We start from the raw sequence: 19,724 nt of genomic DNA, 5'->3' as shown, positions 1-19,724 counted from the left end.
AAGTGGCATCACGTGGGGGTCCGTTCCGTCGGGGGCCGCTTGCCCGTCTACTCCACCGTCACCGACTTCGCGAGGTTGCGCGGCTTGTCGATGTCCCGGCCCAGGGCCAACGCCGTGTGGTAGGCGAGGAGTTGGAGCGGGATGCCCATGAGGATCGGATCCAGCTCGTCCTCGTTCTTCGGGACGACGATCGTCTCGTCGGCCTTCTCCTGGTGCTGGTGGGCCACGGCCAGGATCCGGCCGCTGCGGGCCTTGATCTCCTCCAGGGCGGCGCGGTTCTTCTCCAGCAGGTCGTCGTCGGGGACGATCGCGACCGTGGGCAGGGCGGGCTCGATCAGGGCCAGGGGGCCGTGCTTGAGCTCGGAGGCGGGGTAGGCCTCCGCGTGGATGTAGGAGACCTCCTTGAGCTTGAGGGAGGCCTCCCGGGCCACCGGGTAGCCCCGGACGCGGCCGATGAAGAGCATCGAGCGGGCCTCGGCGTACTGCTCGGCCAGCTTCTTGATGTGCTCCTCCTGCTCCAGCATCTCGGTGATCTGCGCGGGCAGCCTGCGCAGACCCTCGATGATCCGCTTGCCGTCGCGGACCGAGAGGTCGCGGGTGCGGCCCAGGTGCAGGGCGAGCAGCGCGAAGGCGACCGTGGTGTTGGTGAAGCACTTGGTGGACACCACGCAGACCTCGGGGCCCGCGTGCACGTAGATACCGCCGTCGGCCTCGCGGGCGATCGCCGAGCCGACCACGTTCACCACGCCGAGGACCCGGGCGCCCTTGCGCTTCAGCTCCTGGACGGCCGCGAGGACGTCGTAGGTCTCACCGGACTGGGAGACCGCGATGTAGAGGGTGTCGGGGTCGACGACCGCATTGCGGTAGCGGAACTCCGAGGCGGGCTCGGCGTCCGCGGGAATGCGGGCCAGCTCCTCGATCATCTGGGCGCCGATCATGCCGGCGTGGTACGAGGTGCCGCAGCCGAGGATCTTCACCCGGCGGATCTGGCGGGCCTCCCGGGCGTCCAGGTTGAGGCCGCCCAGGTGCACGGTGGAGAAGCGGTCGTCGATGCGGCCGCGCAGGACGCGGTCCACGGCGTCGGCCTGCTCGTGGATCTCCTTGTGCATGTAGGTGTCGTGGCCGCCCATGTCGTAGGAGGCGGCCTCCCACTCGACCGTGGTGGGCTCGGCCGTCGTCCGGGTGCCCTCGGTCGTGTAGGTGCGGAAGTCGTCGGCCTTGAGGGTGGCCATCTCGCCGTCGTCCAGCGTCACTATCTGCCGGGTGTGGGCGACCAGCGCGGCGATGTCCGAGGCGACGAACATCTCCTTCTCGCCGATGCCGAGGACGACGGGGGAGCCGTTGCGGGCCACCACGATGCGGTCGGCGAAGTCGGCGTGCATCACGGCGATGCCGTAGGTGCCCTCGATCACCCGCAGGGTGTCGCGGACCTTGTCCTCCAGCTTCTCCGCCTGGGAGCGCGCGATCAGGTGGACGAGGACCTCGGTGTCGGTCTCGGAGAGGAACTCGACGCCGTCCGCCTCCAGCTTGCGGCGCAGGTCGGAGGCGTTGTCGATGATGCCGTTGTGGACCACGGCGACCTTGTGGTCGGCCGACATGTGCGGGTGGGCGTTGACGTCGGAAGGGGCGCCGTGGGTGGCCCAGCGGGTGTGGGCGATGCCGGTGGTGCCCTTGAAGCGGGCCGGGACCTTGGCCTCCAGGTCGCGCACCCGGCCCTTGGCCTTGACCATCTTCAGGCCCGCCGTCTTCGGCGAGGTGACGACGAGGCCGGCCGAGTCGTAGCCGCGGTACTCGAGGCGCTGAAGGCCCTCCAGGAGCAGCGGGGCGACGTCCCGCTTCCCGATGTATCCGACAATTCCGCACATAAAGATGTGTCCCCTAGCCGTAGACCATGCGGCGCAGCTGCCTCTGCGTCAGCTCAGGCGGCGCCACCGCTCGATATTTCAGGTCCGCCTCGATCCGTCCGAAGATCTCCGCGTTCACCAGGCCCTGGGCCTGGAGTTCGCGGTGGCGGCGACGGACGTAGTCCTCGGTCGTCTCGTCGAAGAAGGCGAGCACGTCCTGGATCACGCGCAGCGCCTCGCCCCGGCTGAGGGGCGTGGACCGCGTCAGATGATCAACAAGTTCGTCGTGCACCCGGTAGATCCTGGGGGACGGGGAGCCGTTTCGCAAGAATCCTGCCCGATTTCGGGCAAGCCGCTGTTGGTGGTCCTTGGGAGAACATTGAATCTCTCATGAGTGCCTGTTCGCGAGCTGTCCATCCTGCGTCCTGCGGTCCGTCGCCCAAGGAGACGAGTTTCAGACGCCATGGACATTCCTCGCATGGGAGTACCGGACCAGCTCGCCGAGCGCATGAGCATGGCCGAACAGCACGAGTACCTGCGCGCCAGATTCTCGCGGCGCACCATGATCAGGGGCGGCGCCGTCACGCTGGGCGCCGTCGCCGGTGGCGCGTTCGTGCCGGGCGCCGTCGCCCAGGCCGCCACGCCCACCCGGACCTTCGCCTCCGCCGCGACCGTCGACGGCTCCCTGGTGGCCCCCTTCGGCCGCCACCTGGCCTACGGCGCCGACGCCCGCACAGAGATGACGATCTCGTGGCAGGTCCCGGTCGCGGTCAAGAAGCCCTTCGTCCGCATCGGCGCCCACCCCTGGGACCTCTCCCGCAAGATCGAGGCCGAGGTGCGCACCCTGTACACCCCGGCCGGAGTCGGCGCCAGCGGCGACCACACCCAGTACTACGTCCACGCCCGGCTGACCCACCTCAAGCCCGGCCGGACCTACTACTACGGCGTCGGCCACCAGGGCTTCGACCCGGCCGAGGCGCACCTGCTCGGCACCCTGGGCACCTTCACCACCGCGCCCTCGCACAAGGAGCCGTTCACCTTCACGGCCTTCGGCGACCAGGGCGTCAGCTACCACGGCCTCGCCAACGACAGCCTGATCCTCGGCCAGAACCCGGCCTTCCACCTGCACGCCGGCGACATCGCCTACGCCGACCCGGCCGGCCAGGGCAAGTCCGCCGACACCGGCTTCGACTCGCGGGTGTGGGACCAGTTCCTCGCCCAGACCGAGTCGGTCGCCAAGTCCGTGCCGTGGATGGTCAGTTACGGCAACCACGACATGGAGGCCTGGTACTCGCCCAACGGCTACGGCGGCGAGGAGGCCCGTTTCACGCTCCCCGACAACGGGCCCGACAAGGCGAACCTGCCGGGCGTCTACACCTTCGTGCACGGCAACACCGCGATCATCTCGCTGGACCCGAACGACGTCTCCTTCGAGATCCCGGCCAACCTCGGCATCTCCGGCGGCACCCAGACCACGTGGTTCGAGGCGCAGCTGAAGAAGTACCGCGCGTCCAAGGACATCGACTTCATCGTGGTGTTCTTCCACCACTGCGCGTACTGCACCTCCACCGCGCACGCCTCGGAGGGGGGTGTGCGCCAGGAGTGGGTGCCGCTGTTCGAGAAGTACACGGTGGACCTGGTCATCAACGGCCACAACCACCAGTACGAGCGCACCGACGTCATCAAGGGCGACAAGGTCGTCAAGAAGCTCCCGATCGGCGAGACCGCGTACCCCGAGACCGAGGGTGTCGTCTACGTCACGGCGGGCGCGGCCGGCCGCAGCCTGTACGCGTTCACCGCGCCGGACTCCTACGAGGGGCACCTGAACGAGGTCGACTCGGTCGCCTCCTTCATCAACACCAAGGACGGCAAGGTCAACGAGACCGTCGCCTGGTCCCGGGTGCGCTACCTCAACTACTCCTTCCTGCGCGTGGACGTGGAGCCCGCCGCGCGCGGCCACTACGCCAGGCTGAAGGTGTCGGGCATCGCCGAGACCGGCGACCGCATCGACCACTTCACGGTGGCGCGCAGGGCGAAGTAGTCCTCGGGGGATCACATCCGCTTGAGGATCGCCTGCTTGGCCATCGTGAACTCCTCGTCCGTCAGCACACCGGCTCGGTGCAGTTCACCGAGCTCGCGCAGCCGGCGCAGGAGCGCGTCATGGCCGTCCTCGGCGGGGGCGGACGCGACCGGAGGGGAAGGCGTTTCCGGTCGTAGCTCTTTCCCCGGGTGTACGTCGACGGCGGCGGCCCGGGCCGGGTGCGGAAGCCTGGCCTGGACCGCCGCCGCGACCAACGCCATCAGCGGGTCCTTCTTGAAGCCCCACAGCTCCACCGCGTTGGGGTCGTACTTCGGCGGGGCCTTGGTCGGGGCGTGCCGCACGGTGAAGCGCAGATGGCCGTTCTCCAGGCCGACCGCGGGCTGCCACTCCACGGCCACGACGTCGGTCACGGCGAGGGTGCGGGGCCCCGCGGAGGCTTTGGCGTCCTCCGTCTTCCAGTTCCACTCGAGACGGATGTGCTCCCCGTCGAAGGCGGCCGTGCCGTCGCCGGCGGACACCGCGAGGGGGACGGCGGGGCCCGGCAGCAGATAGCCGTCCACGGGGTCGCTCGGGACCTGGTCCAGGAGCAGGGCGTTGCGCACCTCGTCCACGAAGTACTCGGCCACGCCGTAGCGGTCGGAGTCGACGGTCAGCTGGTACGGGTCGTGCGGTTCGGTGAGGCGGCCGCCGGTCGCGTGCAGCAGCGGGTCCGCGCCGTCGCGCAGGCGCAGCCTCAACCGACCGCTCTTCTTGCCCTGTTCGAAGGAGATGCCCGCCAACGCGCCCAGCGGGACGACGAGTTCACCCAGCGCCTTGCGGAGCAGGCCCACGTTCCTGTCCCTGCCCGGTGTCAGCCGCAGGGCGTCGCCGTCGAAGACCCATGTGCCGTCCTTCTGGAGGATTTCCGCCATGGGGAAATTCTGGCATTTCCAGTCTCCGTTGCCCGGGGCCCGCTACAGGCCCGCGATGGGGTTGTTCAGGGTGCCGACCAGCTGGAGCGCGCCCGAGGGGTCCGCCAGGTCCACCATCTGCCTGTTGTTGCGCAGCTGGAGCCGGTTGAGGCAGGACAGGGCGAACTCGGGGGCGAACATGTCGTACTGCCGGAACTTGTCGGTCAGTTCGGGCACCGAGTGCTGGTAGTCGCGGGTGACCTCGGCGACCGTGCGCCAGAAGTCCTCCTCCTCCAGGATTCCCTCGTTGGCGAGGTTCGCGGCCAGGAAGCGGAAGAAGCAGTCGAAGACGTCCGTGAAGATCGACAGGAGCTTCTTGTCGTCGGGGACCTCGACGCGCAGCCGCTCGACCGCGGGCGGCAGCACCGCCTCGGGGTCCATGACGGCTATCTCCTCGGCGATGTCCTTGTAGACCGCCCGCTCGACCACGCCGTCCTTCAGGACCAGGATGACGTTCTCGCCGTGCGGCATGAACACCAGGTCGTAGGCGTAGAAGCTGTGCAGGAGCGGGGTGTAGTAGGCACGCAGGTAGCGGCGCAGCCACTCCGTCGGGGTGAGGCCCGACCGCTCGACGAGCGCGCCCGCGAAGGAGCGGCCCTCGTGGTCGACGTGGACCAGGGAGGCCATCGTGGCGAGCGACTCGCCGTCCTGGAGGGACGGGACGGGGCTCTCGCGCCACAGTGCGGCCAGCATCTTGCGGTACGGCGAGTAGCGGTCCGTCGCGGCCTCGTACTCCAGGTGCCGGTAGCCGACGGCGGCCCGCTCGCGGATGATCGACAGACCCGTGGACTTGAGGGCCGGGTCGCCGTCGATGAGCTGGGCGAGCCAGTCGTTGATCGCCGGGGTGGCCTCCATGTACGCGGCCGAGAGCCCGCGCATGAAGCCCATGTTGAGGACCGACAGGGCCGTCTTCACGTAGTGCTTCTCGGGGTGCGACGTGTTGAAGAAGGTCCGGATGGACTGCTGGGCCAGGTACTCGTCGTCGCCCTCGCCCAGGCACACCAGGAGGCCGCGGGCTACCTCGGCGGCGAAGGTGACGGAGAGCTTGTTCCACCACTGCCACGGGTGGACCGGGACGAGGAGGTAGTCGGCCGGGTCGAGGCCCTTGTCGCGCAGGACGCCGTGGAAGCGCTCGACGGTCTCCTCACCCAGCTCCTGGCGCATGAAGGACTCGTACTCGATGCCGACGCCGGCCGTGAACGCGGCGCGCGAGCGGTGGGCGGCGAGCCAGACCAGGCGGACCGGGCTCGCGGTCTCGGGGGCGTACGAGAGGTACTCGTGGATGCCGAAGCCGAGCCGGCCGTTGTTGGCCACGAAGCAGGGGTGGCCCTCGGTCATGCCGGTCTCGATGTCCTGGAAGGAGCCCTTCGCGAGCTCGGCGACCGGGATCTGCGGCTTGGTGAGCTTGTAGCAGGTGCCGGAGAGGGTGGAGGAGATCTCCTCCAGGTAGACCGGCAGGATCTCGTCGCTCAGGCCGAGGGTGTTCTTCAGCTCGATGAAGAAGTCCAGGGCGGCGAGCGGGAGTTCACTGCCCTCGCGGTGCCGGGTGATGGAGTCGGCGTCGACCTGCCAGTGGTCGAGGGAGCGGCGGACGGCCGTGAAGTCGTAGCGGGTCCTGCCGTCGTCGCTGCGGACGACGTACTGGTCCTTGTCGGTCTCCTCGGGCTCGATCAGCCGCTCGTGCGCGAACTCGGCGAGGCCCTTGCGGATCAGCTGGCGGTTGGCCGTCTCCCAGCGTTCGGGGGAGAGGTGGGCCACGGCGTCGGCGAGGCTCATGCGGTCACCCCCGTCGCCCTGGAGAACTGTTCCCGTGTGCAGAAACTCAACAGGGCCTTCTTCTCCGGCTTCTGTATCTCGCGCTCGGGCACGAACCCGACCGCTTCGTTCAGGGCGTGGACGGCCTTGTTGGAGACATCGGGTTCCACGACGACCCGCCGGGTGGCCGGGTCCTCGAAGAGGTGGGCCATCACGGCGGTGATGACGGACCGGGTGAAGCCGTGCACGGGCGTGTCCGTGGCCGGGGTCAGGAAGTGCATGCCGACGTCACCGGGCTGCGGCTCGTACAGGCCGACCAGCTCCCGGTGGGCCGGGTCGTACTTCTCCATCAGGAACGCCGGTTCGCCGGCCGCGTCGAGACCGAGGAGCGCGTGGTGGTGCTCGTCGGCCGCGATGTCCATGTAGGCCCGCTCGACGTCCTCCAGTCTCGCGTCCTGCATCATCCAGAACGCGGCCTTGGGGTGCGTGACCCACCCGTGCAGCAACTCGGCGTCCTTCAGGGGGTCGAGGGGGCGGAAGGTGAAGGTGCCCACCTGCGGGGCGGTGGTCATGAGTGACTCCTTGGATGCATTTTCCGATTGTCGAGACACGGCATAGAGGAGCTATTACATTGGAAGTCGTGGGGGAGGAAAGTGTGAAACGGGCGTTCAAGTATCGGTTCTATCCGACGGCAGAACAGGCGGATCAGCTGTTGCAGACCTTCGGTTGTGTCCGTAAGGTCTACAATCTGGCGTTGGAAGCCCGCAGTCGAGCGTGGAGCCAGGAAAATCGCAGGATTTCCTACGGCGAAACCTCTGCCATGCTGACCGAGTGGAAACGTACGGAAGGGCTCAGCTACCTTACGGAAGTCTCTTCGGTTCCACTGCAGCAAGCTCTGCGGCATCTGCAGTCCGCCTTTTCGAACTTCTTCGCCAAACGCTCCGAATATCCGCGGTTCAAATCGCGCAAGCACTCTCGTGCCGCCGCCGAGTACACGAGATCGGCGTTCAAGTGGAGTAATGATGAGTTGACGCTGGCCAAGATGAGCATGCCCCTCGACATCCGATGGTCGCGTCCGCTGCCTGATGGGGCCGAACCCACCACTGCTACGGTGTCCCGCGACGCAGCGGGGCGATGGTACGTGTCTCTGCTTGTCGAGGACCGTGCTGTGCAGGGGCCGCCGGCCAGCAGCGCGGCCGTGGGGATCGACCTTGGACTGAACAGTCTGGTCACATTCTCCACCGGTGAGAAGATCCCCACCCCGAACTTCGGAAGGAGGGACAGCACTCGGCTGGCGAAGGCTCAGAGAGAGCTGGCTCGTAAGGAGAAGGGCTCCAAGAACCAGGCGAAGGCCCGAGTGAAGGTAGCCCGAATCCATGCGAGGATCGCGGACAGACGTCGAGACCATCTCCACAAGCTGTCGACTCGAATCGTTCAGGAAAACCAACTGATCGTTGTCGAGGATCTGCCTGTCCGTAATCTGATGGGAAATCGACACCTTGCCAGGGCGATCTCCGACGCATCGTGGTCGGAGCTTCGCTCCATGCTGGAGTACAAATGCACCTGGTACGGGCGCGAGTTCGTAGTCGTGGACCGCTTCCTTCCGTCCAGTAAGACGTGCTCGGCCTGCGGTCTGATTCGTGGCCCGCTGCCGCTCCGACTCCGCACATGGACATGTGAGGGCTGCGGCACCCTGCATGACCGGGACCACAACGCCGCACAGAACATTGTGGCCGCCGGGCAGGCGGTGTCGGCCTGTGGAGGCCGCGTAAGACCTCAACGGAGAACCTCCGGACGGGCAGCGGGCGATGAAGCAGGAATTCTTATGGCGCGAGCAATAAGGGTCCCCGCCCCGTAGGGCGTGGGAGATGTCAAACGGAGAACTCCTGGAACGCGATCGTCTTCTCGACCGGGTAGTACTCGGTGCCGAGCAGCTCCCGGATGATGCAGCTGTTGCGGTAGGCGCCCATGCCCAGGTCGGGGCTGGTGATGCTGTGGGTGTGGACACCGGCGTTCTGCAGGAAGACGCCTCTGCCCGTCACGTCGATCGCGTAGGTGCGGGACACGTCGAAGTTGCCGTGCGCGTCGTACACCAGGCGGTCCTTGACCGGGGCCAGGAACTCCGGCTCGGCGTACCTGTAGCCGGTGGCGAGCACCAGGCCCTCCGACTCGATCTCGAAGTCCTTCTCCTGCTCCTCCTGGCGGAAGCCGAGCGTGTACGTGCCGTTCTCGTACCGCGCGCTGTTCAGCGAGGAGTTGGTGAGCAGCCGGGTGGGGACCGGTCCGCCGAGGTTCTTCTGGTAGAGCAGGTCGAAGATCTCGTTGATGAGGTCGCCGTCGATCCCCTTGAACAGGCCCTTCTGCTCGGCGGTGAGCCGGTAGCGGGTGGCCTCGGGCAGCTCGCGGTAGTAGTCGATGTACTCCGGGGAGGTCATCTCCAGCGTGAGCTTGGTGTATTCGAGGGGGAAGAAGCGCGGCGAGCGGGTGACCCAGTTCAGCCGGTAGCCGTGCACGTCGATCTCGCTCAGGAGGTCCTGGTAGATCTCCGCGGCGGACTGACCGGAGCCGACGATCGTGATCGACTCCTTCTTCTGGAGCTCCGCCTTGTGCTGCACGTAGCGGGAGTTGTGGAAGAAGTCCCCGCCCAGGCCGCGCACGGCCTCGGGGTAGTGCGGGGAGGTGCCGGTACCGAGGACCAGGTGGCGGGCGCGGAAGACGTCACCGGCGTCCGTCCTCACGACGTACAGGTCACTCTCGTACGTCACCTCGGTGACCGTCGTGCCGAAGCGGACGTTGCTCAGCTTGTTCGCGGCCCAGCGGCAGTAGTCGTCGTACTCCACCCGCAGCGGATAGAAGTTCTCGCGGATGTAGAACGAGTACAGCCGGCCCTTCTCCTTCAGGTAGTTGAGGAAGGAGTACGGCGAGGTCGGGTCGGCGAGGGTGACCAGGTCCGACATGAACGGGGTCTGGAGGTGGGCGCCGTCCAGGAACATGCCGGCGTGCCACTCGAAGTCGGGCTTCGACTCCAGGAGGATCCCGTCGAGTTCGTCGATGGGTTCGGTGAGGCAGGCGAGGCCGAGGTTGAACGGGCCGAGCCCGATCCCCACGAAGTCGTAGGTCTTGGTCGGGACTTCAGGACGCGCGGTCAAGGGACTCTCCCAGGTACTGCTCGGCGTGGCCGGCGATCAGGTCGAGGACGACGGACATGTCCTCGACCGTCGTCTCGGGGTTGAGCAGGGTGAACTTCAGGTAGTGGCGGCCGCCCACCTTGGTGCCCGCGACCACCGCGTCGCCGGAGGCGAACAGGGCCTTGCGGGCGTACAGGTTGGCGCGGTCGATCTCGGCGGGGTCGGTGACCGAGGCCGGGATGTAGCGGAAGACGAGCGTGGAGAGCGTGGGCTCGACCACGACGTCGAAGCGCGGGTCGGCGGCGAGCAGCTTCCAGCCCTCGACGGCCAGGTCGCAGACCTCGTCGAAGAGCTCGCCGATGCCGTCGGCGCCCATCACCCGCAGGGTCATCCACAGCTTGAGGGCGTCGAAGCGGCGGGTGGTCTGGAGGGACTTGTCCACCTGGTTGGGGATTCGTTCCTGCACCATGCGGCGCGGGTTGAGGTACTCCGCGTGATAGGTGACGTGCCGGAGCGTGGCGGCGTCCTTGACCAGCACGGCGGACGAACTCACCGGCTGGAAGAAGGACTTGTGGTAGTCGACGGTGACGGAGTCGGCGCGCTCGATGCCGTCGATGCGGTCCCGGTACTTCAGGGAGGCCAGCAGCCCGCAGCCGTAGGCCGCGTCGACGTGCATCCAGGTGCCGTACTGCTCGCACAGCTCGGCGATCTCGGGCAGCGGGTCGATGGAGCCGAAGTCGGTGGTGCCGGCGGTGGCGACCACGGCCATGGGGACGAGGCCGTCCTGCTTGCAGCGCTCCAGCTCGCGGGCGAGGGCGACGGTCTGCATCCGCTTGTCGGCGCCCACGGGGATGGAGACGACCGAATCGGCGCCCAGGCCGAGGAGTTTGGCGGACTTCTTCACGCTGAAGTGGCTGACCTCGGAGGCGAAGACGCGCAGCTTGGCCGACGAGTCCGCCTTGGCCTCCTCACGGGCCAGGAGCAGGGCCTGGAGGTTGGACTGGGTGCCGCCCGAGGTGAACACGCCGTCGGCGACCGGGCCCAGACCGATGCGCGCGGTCGTCCAGTCGATCAGCTTGCGCTCGATCAGGGTGCCGCCGGCCGACTGGTCCCAGGTGTCCAGGGAGGAGTTGACGGCGGAGAGGATGGCCTCGCCGAGCACGGCCGGGATGACGACCGGGCAGTTGAGGTGGGCGAGGTAGCGGGGGTGGTGGAAGTAGATCGCGTCCCGGAGGTAGACGTCCTCCAGCTCGTCGAGCACCGCCGTCGTGTCCAGCAGGGGCTTGTCGAGGTCGATCTCGTCGATGCGGGGGGAGAGGGCGTCGACGGTGACGCCGGTGAACGGACGGGAGGTGGTGGCGAGTTTGGCCGCCACCCGCTCGATTCCCTCGGTCACGGAGCGTCGGTACGTCTCCGCGGTCGTGTCATTGAGCAGGTGCGAGCGCATGCTGGGGCCCTCCGGTGGGGACAATCCGTGCGGGACGGGGCAGGAGCGGGGTGAGATCCCGGCTTCAACTTAGGTAAGCCTAACCTAATTAACCGAACGGAAAACCCACCCCTTCCGTGACCGGCGTCACGTCGAGCGAGTGGGCGTCACTCCGACGCGCGCAGCTGCTCCTCGGTCATGCCGAGACGCCAGTACCCCACGAAGGTCACCCGCCGCCGGTCGATCCCGCGCTCCCGCACGAAGTGCCGCCGCAGCTCCTTCACGCACCCGGACTCGCCCGCGATCCATACGTACGGCCGCTCTGCGGACGGGAGTTGGGCCTCCCGGACGGCATCGAGCGCCTTCTCCCCGACGACCCAGGTGATCTCGGCGTCCGCGTCGGTGGCCAGGTCCTGGATGTCCCCGGCGTCGCGCACCTCCAGCCAGACCCGGGCGCGCTGCCCGGCGGGGAGGGCTTCGAGGATCGCGGAGACGGCGGGGAGCGCGGTCTCGTCCCCCCACAGCAGCACGAGATCGGTGTCCGCGGGCGGCCGGAACCGGATGGCCCGGTTGTCGGCGATCGCGGGCCCGAGCAGCTGGACCCTGTCACCGACGGAGGCCCGTGCGGCCCACCCGGACGCGGGCCCGGCGGGCTCGTGCAGCACGAAGTCGATGTCGATCTCGTCGGGATCGCGCCGAAGCCCCCGAAGCGTGTACGACCGCATCACCGCCCGTACGTCATCGGGCTGCTCCCGCCAGGCCTGCCACCACCCGTCCCCGAGCTCAACGGGAACCCCGGGCTCGGTTCGTCCTGCGGCGGGGAGGAAGAGGGAAAGCGACTGGTCGCGCCCGTCGGAGTAGAAGTGCTGGAGATCCTCTCCCGCGAAGGTGACCCGGACCAGGGACGGGCCGAGCCGCCGAGTCCGTACAACCTGCAAGGAAAAGAAACGGAACGGGGCGGCGACGGCCGTGGTCATGCGGGGTGCCTCCTGAATCGACGTCAGGTCTACCTACCTAGGGGCGCGGGGAACTGCGCGACAAGCCCCCACGCGCCCGCAGACAAAATCGCGCCTAACTGACCTTCTTCGCGGTCTCGATCGCCTTCGCCAGGTTCTCCACCATCGCCACGCACTTGTCGTACGACAGAATCGGCTCAGGAGAACGCGAGATGACCTGCCCCGCCTTCACCGCGGGCAGCTTCTTCCACGTCGCCTCGGTGATGTCGGCCGGCTGGATCGTCGCCGTACGGTCGTCCATCATGATGATGTCGGCCTTGTACTTGTCGACGTTCTCCCAGCTCAGCGACTCGTACCAGCCGCCGGACTCCTTGAGCACGGACGCCGGGGGCTCCACGAAGTTCACGCCCAGCGCCTTGAAGTACTCCAGGTCGATGGAGAGGTTGGAGCCGGAGACGTAGAAGACGTCCTGCGCGGCGGACCCGGCGAGCACCTTGATGTCGGGGTGGGCCTTGGCGGCCGCCCGCAGCCGCTCCGACGCCGCTTCGAACCGCTTCTTCGCGTCGGTGACCTTGGCCGCCTTCATGTCGGCGCCGAGGGACTCGGCCAGCTCCCACATCTTCTGCAGCGGCGCGGTGATCTGACGGTCGTACACGGAGATGCCGACGCTCGGCGCGAGCTTCGCGATCTTGGACGCGGAGGCCGCCGGGACGTACCAGAGGGTGCCGGCGCTGTCGAACATCGTGGTGATGAGGACCTCGGGCGCGAAGGCCGCGTACTGCTCGACGTTGAACTGGTCCCAGACGTTGCCGAAGACCGTCAGCTTGCTGACGTCCATGTCGCCGGCCTGGACATCGGCCTTGCCGTCCTTGGTCTTGGTGGGACCGAAGACGCCCTTGACCTCGATGCCGTAGTCGTACAGCGCGGCCGCCACACCGGTGAAGGCGACGATCTTGGTCGGGACCTTGTCGAGCTTCACGGTGGTGCCGCGGTCGTCCTTGAAGGACCAGGCGCCGGACTTGGCGGCCGTGGTCCCCTTGTCGGAGCCCGTCGCGCTGGAGTCGTCGTCTCCGCAGGCTGCGAGCACGGCACCGAGGCCGAGGGCGCCACCCGCGGCGAGGATGCCGCGGCGGGTGAGGTGGGCGACTCTTGCGTTGGACATGTGTGGCTGCTTTCGAACGGGGCGAAGCGCCCGCCGGACAAGTTCGAACGTAGGTTAGCCTAACCTCACCGAATGTCCAGAGGGCGGGGCTCCGTCCCGCTCCAGCTGTGGGTGCCCTGTGGGCCGCGGCCTAACCTGCCAGGCCCAACTCCCTTGCGATCAGCATCCGTTGGACCTCGCTCGTGCCCTCGCCGATCTCCAGGATCTTGGAGTCGCGCCACATCCGGGCCACCGGGTACTCGTTCATGAAGCCGTAGCCGCCGTGGATCTGGGTGGCGTCCCGGGCGTTGTCCACGGCGATCGTGGACGAGTACAGCTTGGCGAGGGCCGCCTCCTTCTTGAAGGGTTCACCGGAGACCAGCCGCGAGGCCGCGTCCCGCCAGGCGAGCCGGGCGGTGTGGGCCTTCATCTCCATGTCGGCGATCTTGAACTGGATCGCCTGGTTGGCGCCGATGGGCCTCCCGAACGCCTCCCGCTCCTTCGCGTACTTCACGGACTCGTCCACACAGCCCTGCGCGAGCCCGGTGGCGAGCGCCGCGATGGCGATGCGGCCCTCGTCGAGGATCCGCAGGAACTGGGCGTAGCCACGGCCCTGTTCGCCCAGCAGGTTCGCCGCCGGGACCCGGACGTCGGAGAAGGACAGCTCACGGGTGTCGGAGGCGTTCCAGCCGACCTTCGAGTACGGCGCCGCGACGCTGAAGCCCGGCGTCCCGGACGGGACGATGATCGAGGAGATCAGCGGCTTGCCGTCGGGCTTGCGGCCGGTGACCGCGGTGACGGTCACCAACCCCGTGATGTCGGTGCCGGAGTTGGTGATGAAGCACTTCGTGCCGTTGATGACCCACTCGTCGGTGTCGGGGTCCAGGCGGGCCGTCGTACGGGTCGCTCCCGCGTCGCTGCCGCCGTCCGGTTCCGTGAGGCCGAAGGCGCCCAGGATCTCGCCCGAGCACAGCCTCGGCAGCCACTCGCGCTTCTGCTCCTCGGTGCCGAACAGGTGCAGGGGCATGGCGCCCAGGGAGACGCCGGCCTCCAGGGTGATCGCCACCGACGAGTCCACGCGCGCGAGCTCCTCCAGCGCGAGGCCGAGCGCCAGGTAGTCGCCGCCCATCCCGCCGTACTCCTCGGGGAACGGCAGCCCGAACAGGCCCATGCGGCCCATCTCGCGGACGATCTCGTAGGGGAACTCGTGGTGCTCGTAGTACTCGCCGATCTTCGGCGCCACTACGTCATGGGCGAACTCCTCGACCGTACGGCGGAGTTCTTCCAGCTCGGGGGAGAGGCGGTGGTCCATGGGTGGGTCACTCCTGGTGGGAGAGGGCGCGGACGGTGCGGGACGGGCTGGGTCGGCCCAGGTGTTCGGCCATCCAGGCGCTGGTGGCGACGAGACGGCCGAGGTCGACACCGGTGTCGATGCCGAGGCCCTGGAGCATCCACACCAGGTCCTCGGTGGCGAGGTTGCCGGTGGCGGACTTGGCGTAGGGGCAGCCGCCGAGGCCGCCCGCGGAGGCGTCCACGGTGGTGACGCCGTGCCGGAGGGCGGCGTAGGTGTTGGCGAGGGCCTGGCCGTAGGTGTCGTGGAAGTGCACGCCCACCTTCTCGACGGGCACGTCGAGTTCGGTCAGCAACGCCCTTACGTGGCCCGGGGTCGCGACCCCGATGGTGTCGCCGAGGCTCAGCTCGTCGCAGCCCATGTCGAGCAACGCGCGGCACACGCGCACGACCTGGGGGACCGGGACCGCGCCCTCCCAGGGGTCGCCGAAGCACATGGAGAGGTAGCCGCGGACGTGCACGCCCTCCGCCTTCGCCCGTGCGACGACCGGCTCGAACATCGTGAGCGCCTCGTCGACCGTGCGGTTGAGGTTGGCCTTGGCGAAGGACTCGGTGGCGCTGGCGAAGACGGCCACGCGGGTCGCGCCCAGCGCGAGGGCCCGGTCCAGGCCGCGTTCGTTCGGGACGAGCACCGGCAGGTCCACCGGCAGGTCGCTGATCTGCGGGAACAGCTGCTCGGCGTCGGCGAGTTGGGGCACCCACTTGGGGTGGACGAAGCTCGTCGCCTCGATGGTCGTCAGCCCGGCCCCGGCGAGGCGGCGCACGAACTCCGCCTTCACCTCCGTCGGCACGGTCGACTTCTCGTTCTGGAGGCCGTCACGGGCGCCGACCTCGTGGATGCGGACCCGGGCGGGCAGGCCCGCTTCGGGCAGGACCATGGGGAGCGTCATTTCTCCTCCTCCACCGGGGCGATCACGGCCAGCACCTGGTCCATCGCGACCGTCGTGCCCGGCGTGACGTCCAGTTCGGCGACCGTGCCGGCGTGCGGGGCGGAGATGACGTGCTCCATCTTCATCGCCTCGACGACGAGCAGGCTCTGCCCCGCGGCCACCTCGTCCCCGACCGCGACCTTCACCACGGTCACCGTGCCGGGCATGGGCGCGGTGAGCGAGTCGGCACCGGCGTGGGCGGCCCGGGTGAGGGAGGCGGCCACCGGGTCGTGGTCCCGCACGTGCCAGGCGTCGCCGTCGCGGCCGATCCAGTCGGCGGCGCGGTGGAAGGTGTGCCGGACGCCGTCGAGGGTGACGGTGACCCGGTCGTCGGTGACGGTGTGGGTGCCGCGCGGGACGTACTCCACGGGGTCCTGCACCCGCAGGGGGAAGCCGACGGCCTTGGTGAACCCCGTGCCCCCCATCCGCCAGCCGCTCGGCACCGAGAACGGGTCGGTCCAGCCGTCTTTCCGGGGCCGCAGCCCGTCGAGGCGTACGGCCGCCGCCGCCTCGTACACCTCCTCCGGTACGTCGGTGGCGACCAGGTCGTCCACCACCCGCTCCACGAGCCCGGTGTCCAACTCGCCCTTCACCACGTCCGGATGGGCCAGCAGCCGGCGCAGGAACCCCGCGTTGGTCTGCACGCCCAGCGTGACCGTCTCCGCGAGGGCCGCCCTCAGCTTCCTGAGCGCGGTCGCGCGGTCGGGGCCGTACGCGATGACCTTGGACAGCATCGGGTCGTACAGGCTGCCGACCTCGGTGCCCTCGCTGAGCCCGGAGTCGGTGCGGACGCCGTCGCCCTGGGGCTCGCGCAGCTTCAGCACCGTGCCGCCGGAGGGGAGGAAGCCGCGTGCGGGGTCCTCGGCGCAGACGCGGGCCTCGATCGCGTGCCCGGTCAGCCGGACGTCCTCCTGCCCGTACGGCAGCCGCTCGCCCGCCGCGACCCTCAGCTGCCACTCCACCAGGTCCAGGCCGGTGACCAGCTCGGTGACGGGGTGCTCCACCTGGAGGCGGGTGTTCATCTCCATGAAGTAGTACGACGACGGGTCGTCGCCCGGCACGATGAACTCGACCGTGCCCGCGCCCCGGTAGCCGCAGGAGCGGGCCGCCTCCACCGCCGCCTCGCCCATGGACGCGCGCGTGGCCCCGTCCAGCAGGACGCTGGGCGCCTCCTCGACGACCTTCTGGTGCCGCCGCTGGAGCGAGCACTCGCGCTCGCCCAGGTGCAGGACATTGCCGTGGCCGTCCGCCAGCACCTGGATCTCGATGTGCCGGGGCCGGTCCACCCAGCGCTCCACGAGCAGCGTGTCGTCACCGAAGGAGGCACGGGCCTCGCGGCGGGCGGCGGCGATCTCCTCCTCCAGGACGGTGAGGTCCCGGACCAGGCGCATGCCCTTGCCGCCGCCGCCCGCGCTGGGCTTCAGCAGCACCGGCGCGCCCAACGCGCGCGCGGCCTCGGCGAGTTCGGGGTCACGGCCGCCGGGCACGACCGGCACTCCGGCCGCCTGGACGGTCTCCTTGGCGCGGATCTTGTCGCCCATCAGGGCGATCGCGTCGGCCGGGGGCCCGATGAAGACCAGCCCGGCGTCGGCGCACGCGCGCGCGAAGGCCGCGTTCTCGGCGAGGAAGCCGTAGCCGGGGTGGACGGCCTGGGCGCCGGTGCGGGCGGCCGCCTCCAGGAGGCGCTCGACGGACAGATAGCTCTCCGCGGCCGGCGCCGGTCCGAGCCGTACGGCGGTGTCGGCCTCGCGGACGTGCCGGGCGTCGGCGTCCGCGTCGGAGAAGACGGCGACCGAGCGCACGCCCAGCGCCCGGAGGGTGCGGATGACGCGGACCGCGATCTCGCCCCGGTTGGCGACAAGCACTGTGTCAAACATGGGTCCTCACATCCGGAAGACGCCGAACTGGGGGTCGCCCAGCGGCGCGTTGGCGCATGCGGTCAGGGCCAGGCCGAGCACCTGACGGGTGTCGAGCGGGTCGATGACCCCGTCGTCCCAGAGGCGGGCGGTGGCGTAGTAGGCGTTGCCCTGGCGCTCGTACTGGGCGCGGATCGGGTCCTTGAAGGTCTCTTCGTCCTCGGCGGCCCAGGTCTCCCCGCGGGCCTCCAGCTGGTCCCGCTTGACGGTCGCGAGGACGGAGGCGGCCTGCTCGCCGCCCATGACCGAGATCTTGGCGTTGGGCCACATCCACAGGAAGCGGGGGGAGTAGGCCCGGCCGCACATGGAGTAGTTCCCGGCGCCGTAGGAACCGCCCACGACCACCGTCAGCTTGGGCACGCGCGTGCACGCCACCGCGGTGACCATCTTGGCGCCGTGCTTGGCGATGCCGCCCGCCTCGTAGTCCTTGCCGACCATGAAGCCCGAGATGTTCTGGAGGAACAGCAGCGGGATGCCGCGCTGGTCGCACAGCTCGATGAAGTGGGCGCCCTTCTGGGCGGATTCGGCGAACAGGATGCCGTTGTTGCCGATGATCCCGACCGGGTGGCCCTGGATCCGGGCGAAGCCGGTGACCAGGGTCTGCCCGAACTCGGCCTTGAACTCGGCGAACCGGGAGCCGTCGGTGATGCGCGCGATGATCTCGCGGACGTCGTAGGGGGTGCGGGAGTCCACCGGCACCGCGCCGTAGAGGCCGTAGGGGTCCACCTTGGGCTCCACCGCGGGCTCGACGGACCAGGGCAGCGGCCCGCGCGCGGGCAGCGTGGCGGCGATGTTCCGCACGATCCGCAGGGCGTGCGCGTCGTCCTCGGCGAGGTGGTCGGTGACGCCGGAGATCCGGGAGTGCACCTCGCCGCCGCCGAGCTCCTCCGCGGTGACGACCTCTCCGGTGGCGGCCTTCACCAGCGGGGGACCGCCCAGGAAGATCGTGCCCTGGTTGCGGACGATGACGGCCTCGTCGCTCATGGCGGGGACGTACGCCCCACCCGCCGTGCACGACCCGAGGACGGCGGCGATCTGCGGGATGCCCGCGCCCGACATCCGGGCCTGGTTGAAGAAGATCCGCCCGAAGTGCTCGCGGTCCGGGAAGACCTCGTCCTGCATGGGCAGGAAGGCGCCGCCGGAGTCCACCAGGTAGATGCAGGGCAGGCGGTTGTCGAGGGCGACCTCCTGCGCGCGCAGGTGCTTCTTGACCGTCATCGGGTAGTACGTGCCGCCCTTGACGGTGGCGTCGTTGGCGACGACCACGCACTCGCGCCCGCTCACCCGCGCGATCCCGGCGATGACGCCGGCGGCCGGGGCCTGTCCGTCGTACAGCCCGTCGGCGGCGAGCGGGGCCAGCTCCAGGAAGGGCGAGCCGGGGTCGAGCAGGGTGTCGACCCGGTCCCTCGGCAACAGCTTCCCGCGCGCGGTGTGCCGCTCCCGCGCCTTCTCCCCGCCGCCCAGCCTGGCCGCGGCGAGCTTGGCCCGCAGCTCGTCCACGAGGGCCCGGTGGGCCTCCTCGTTGGCCTTCCAGGCCGCCGACGCGGGGTCTGCCGCGCTCGTCAGCTCGGGTGCCTGATCCATGTCCCGCGGTCCCCTCACTCAGTGATCGCCTGTTAATGAGCGTTAACCATTGCCTTCAGGTTAACGACCGCTAACCTCCCTGTCTAGAATTGCTCCCATGGCCACGAGAACCGACGCCCCCACCCGCCGCGAGCAGATCCTCAAGGAGGCCGCGCGGCTCTTCGCCGAGCGCGGGTTCCACGGCGTGGGCGTGGACGAGATAGGCGCGGCGGTCGGGATCAGCGGCCCCGGGCTCTACCGGCACTTCGCGGGCAAGGACGCGATGCTGGCGGAGCTGCTGGTGGGCATCAGTGGCCAGCTCCTGACCGGCGGCAAGCGGCGGGTCGCCGAGTCGGACGGCGGCGACCCTGAGGCGCTGCTCGACTCCCTGATCGAGGGCCACATCGACTTCGCCCTCGACGACCGCCCCCTGATCACCCTGCACGACCGCGAGCTGGACCGCCTGCGCGACAGCGACCGCAAGCTGGTCCGTCAGCTCCAGCGGCAGTACGTCGAGCTGTGGGTGGAGGTCCTGCGCGAGGTCTACCCCGGCCTCCTGGAGCCCGCGGCCCGCTCGGCCGTGCACTCCGTCTTCGGCCTCCTGAACTCCACCCCGCACCTGGGCCGCCCGGGTTCCCTGCCGGGCCGCGCGGCGACGGCCGCCCTGCTGCACCGGATGGCGCGGGGCGCCTTCGCGGCCGCCGGGGCGTGACGAGCGTTACGGG

16 protein-coding genes are annotated in these 19,724 nt (G+C 69.1%); 3 read left to right on the top strand and 13 right to left on the bottom strand.

The genetic code is table 11. The annotated features are described in order from the left end of the window. Nucleotides 1-47 precede the first annotated feature (47 nt). A complete protein-coding gene (glmS, locus tag AC2XR2_RS15985) occupies nt 48-1,865 on the bottom strand; it encodes a glutamine--fructose-6-phosphate transaminase (isomerizing) (protein WP_330266746.1) in 1,818 nt (605 codons plus the stop codon). Nucleotides 1,866-1,878: 13 nt separating this feature from the next. Further along, complete coding sequence (locus AC2XR2_RS15980) at nt 1,879-2,136, bottom strand: hypothetical protein (RefSeq protein WP_123760902.1); 258 nt, start codon at nt 2,134-2,136, stop codon at nt 1,879-1,881. A gap of 186 nt (nt 2,137-2,322) precedes the next feature. Here AC2XR2_RS15980 and AC2XR2_RS15975 point away from each other — a divergent pair, with 186 nt between their 5' ends. After that, nucleotides 2,323-3,885 (top strand): purple acid phosphatase family protein, encoded by a 1,563-nt coding sequence (locus AC2XR2_RS15975; protein ID WP_381298829.1) that lies wholly within the window; start codon nt 2,323-2,325, stop codon nt 3,883-3,885. Between the two features lie 11 nt (nt 3,886-3,896). On the opposite strand, the gene AC2XR2_RS15970 is transcribed toward AC2XR2_RS15975, so the two are convergent. From AC2XR2_RS15970 to AC2XR2_RS15960, 3 genes are read right to left on the bottom strand one after another with little or no spacing between them, the layout of a single operon-like run. After that, nucleotides 3,897-4,796, bottom strand: coding sequence for a DUF4429 domain-containing protein (locus AC2XR2_RS15970; RefSeq protein WP_491515392.1), 900 nt, complete (start codon nt 4,794-4,796; stop codon nt 3,897-3,899). Nucleotides 4,797-4,838: 42 nt separating this feature from the next. After that, entirely contained in the window at nt 4,839-6,611 is a 1,773-nt protein-coding gene (locus tag AC2XR2_RS15965) for an IucA/IucC family protein (protein WP_491515391.1), read from the bottom strand. Beyond that, nucleotides 6,608-7,162: a GNAT family N-acetyltransferase gene (locus tag AC2XR2_RS15960; RefSeq protein WP_491515390.1), complete on the bottom strand. Its 555-nt coding sequence runs from the start codon at nt 7,160-7,162 to the stop codon at nt 6,608-6,610. The genes AC2XR2_RS15965 and AC2XR2_RS15960 overlap by 4 nt, the downstream gene beginning before the upstream one ends. A 68-nt stretch (nt 7,163-7,230) precedes the next feature. Between AC2XR2_RS15960 and AC2XR2_RS15955 the strand changes: the two genes are divergently transcribed. Continuing rightward, complete coding sequence (locus tag AC2XR2_RS15955) at nt 7,231-8,448, top strand: RNA-guided endonuclease InsQ/TnpB family protein (protein WP_491515389.1); 1,218 nt, start codon at nt 7,231-7,233, stop codon at nt 8,446-8,448. Nucleotides 8,449-8,461: 13 nt separating this feature from the next. On the opposite strand, the gene AC2XR2_RS15950 is transcribed toward AC2XR2_RS15955, so the two are convergent. The 8 genes from AC2XR2_RS15950 to AC2XR2_RS15915 all read right to left on the bottom strand — a co-directional run bounded on the left by AC2XR2_RS15950 (nt 8,462) and on the right by AC2XR2_RS15915 (nt 19,020). Beyond that, on the bottom strand, nt 8,462-9,739 hold the full coding sequence (locus AC2XR2_RS15950; protein WP_381298834.1) for a lysine N(6)-hydroxylase/L-ornithine N(5)-oxygenase family protein: 1,278 nt from the start codon (nt 9,737-9,739) through the stop codon (nt 8,462-8,464). Next, the gene (gene desA, locus AC2XR2_RS15945; RefSeq protein WP_491515388.1) at nt 9,723-11,165 is read right to left on the bottom strand and encodes a lysine decarboxylase DesA; all 1,443 of its coding nucleotides are present in this window, start codon (nt 11,163-11,165) and stop codon (nt 9,723-9,725) included. Before desA ends, AC2XR2_RS15950 begins: the two co-directional genes overlap by 17 nt. 146 nt (nt 11,166-11,311) lie before the next feature. Further along, complete coding sequence (locus AC2XR2_RS15940; RefSeq protein WP_491515387.1) at nt 11,312-12,121, bottom strand: siderophore-interacting protein; 810 nt, start codon at nt 12,119-12,121, stop codon at nt 11,312-11,314. A 94-nt stretch (nt 12,122-12,215) separates the two neighbouring features. Beyond that, a complete protein-coding gene (locus AC2XR2_RS15935) occupies nt 12,216-13,262 on the bottom strand; it encodes an ABC transporter substrate-binding protein (protein ID WP_330266754.1) in 1,047 nt (348 codons plus the stop codon). Between the two features lie 130 nt (nt 13,263-13,392). Further along, nucleotides 13,393-14,553, bottom strand: a complete 1,161-nt coding sequence (locus AC2XR2_RS15930; protein ID WP_381298837.1) for an acyl-CoA dehydrogenase family protein — start codon at nt 14,551-14,553, stop codon at nt 13,393-13,395. A gap of 7 nt (nt 14,554-14,560) precedes the next feature. Next, nucleotides 14,561-15,481, bottom strand: a complete 921-nt coding sequence (locus tag AC2XR2_RS15925) for a hydroxymethylglutaryl-CoA lyase (RefSeq protein ID WP_449351189.1) — start codon at nt 15,479-15,481, stop codon at nt 14,561-14,563. Beyond that, complete coding sequence (locus AC2XR2_RS15920) at nt 15,478-17,397, bottom strand: acetyl/propionyl/methylcrotonyl-CoA carboxylase subunit alpha (RefSeq protein ID WP_491515386.1); 1,920 nt, start codon at nt 17,395-17,397, stop codon at nt 15,478-15,480. Before AC2XR2_RS15920 ends, AC2XR2_RS15925 begins: the two co-directional genes overlap by 4 nt. 6 nt (nt 17,398-17,403) lie before the next feature. Further along, a complete protein-coding gene (locus AC2XR2_RS15915; protein ID WP_491515385.1) occupies nt 17,404-19,020 on the bottom strand; it encodes a carboxyl transferase domain-containing protein in 1,617 nt (538 codons plus the stop codon). Between the two features lie 97 nt (nt 19,021-19,117). Here AC2XR2_RS15915 and AC2XR2_RS15910 point away from each other — a divergent pair, with 97 nt between their 5' ends. Next, complete coding sequence (locus AC2XR2_RS15910) at nt 19,118-19,711, top strand: SACE_7040 family transcriptional regulator (RefSeq protein ID WP_062027275.1); 594 nt, start codon at nt 19,118-19,120, stop codon at nt 19,709-19,711. Nucleotides 19,712-19,724: the final 13 nt, after the last annotated feature.

Source organism: Streptomyces sp. LS-MS-L19 (genome assembly GCF_058382285.1).
This window is presented reverse-complemented; position numbering and strand designations above follow the sequence as displayed.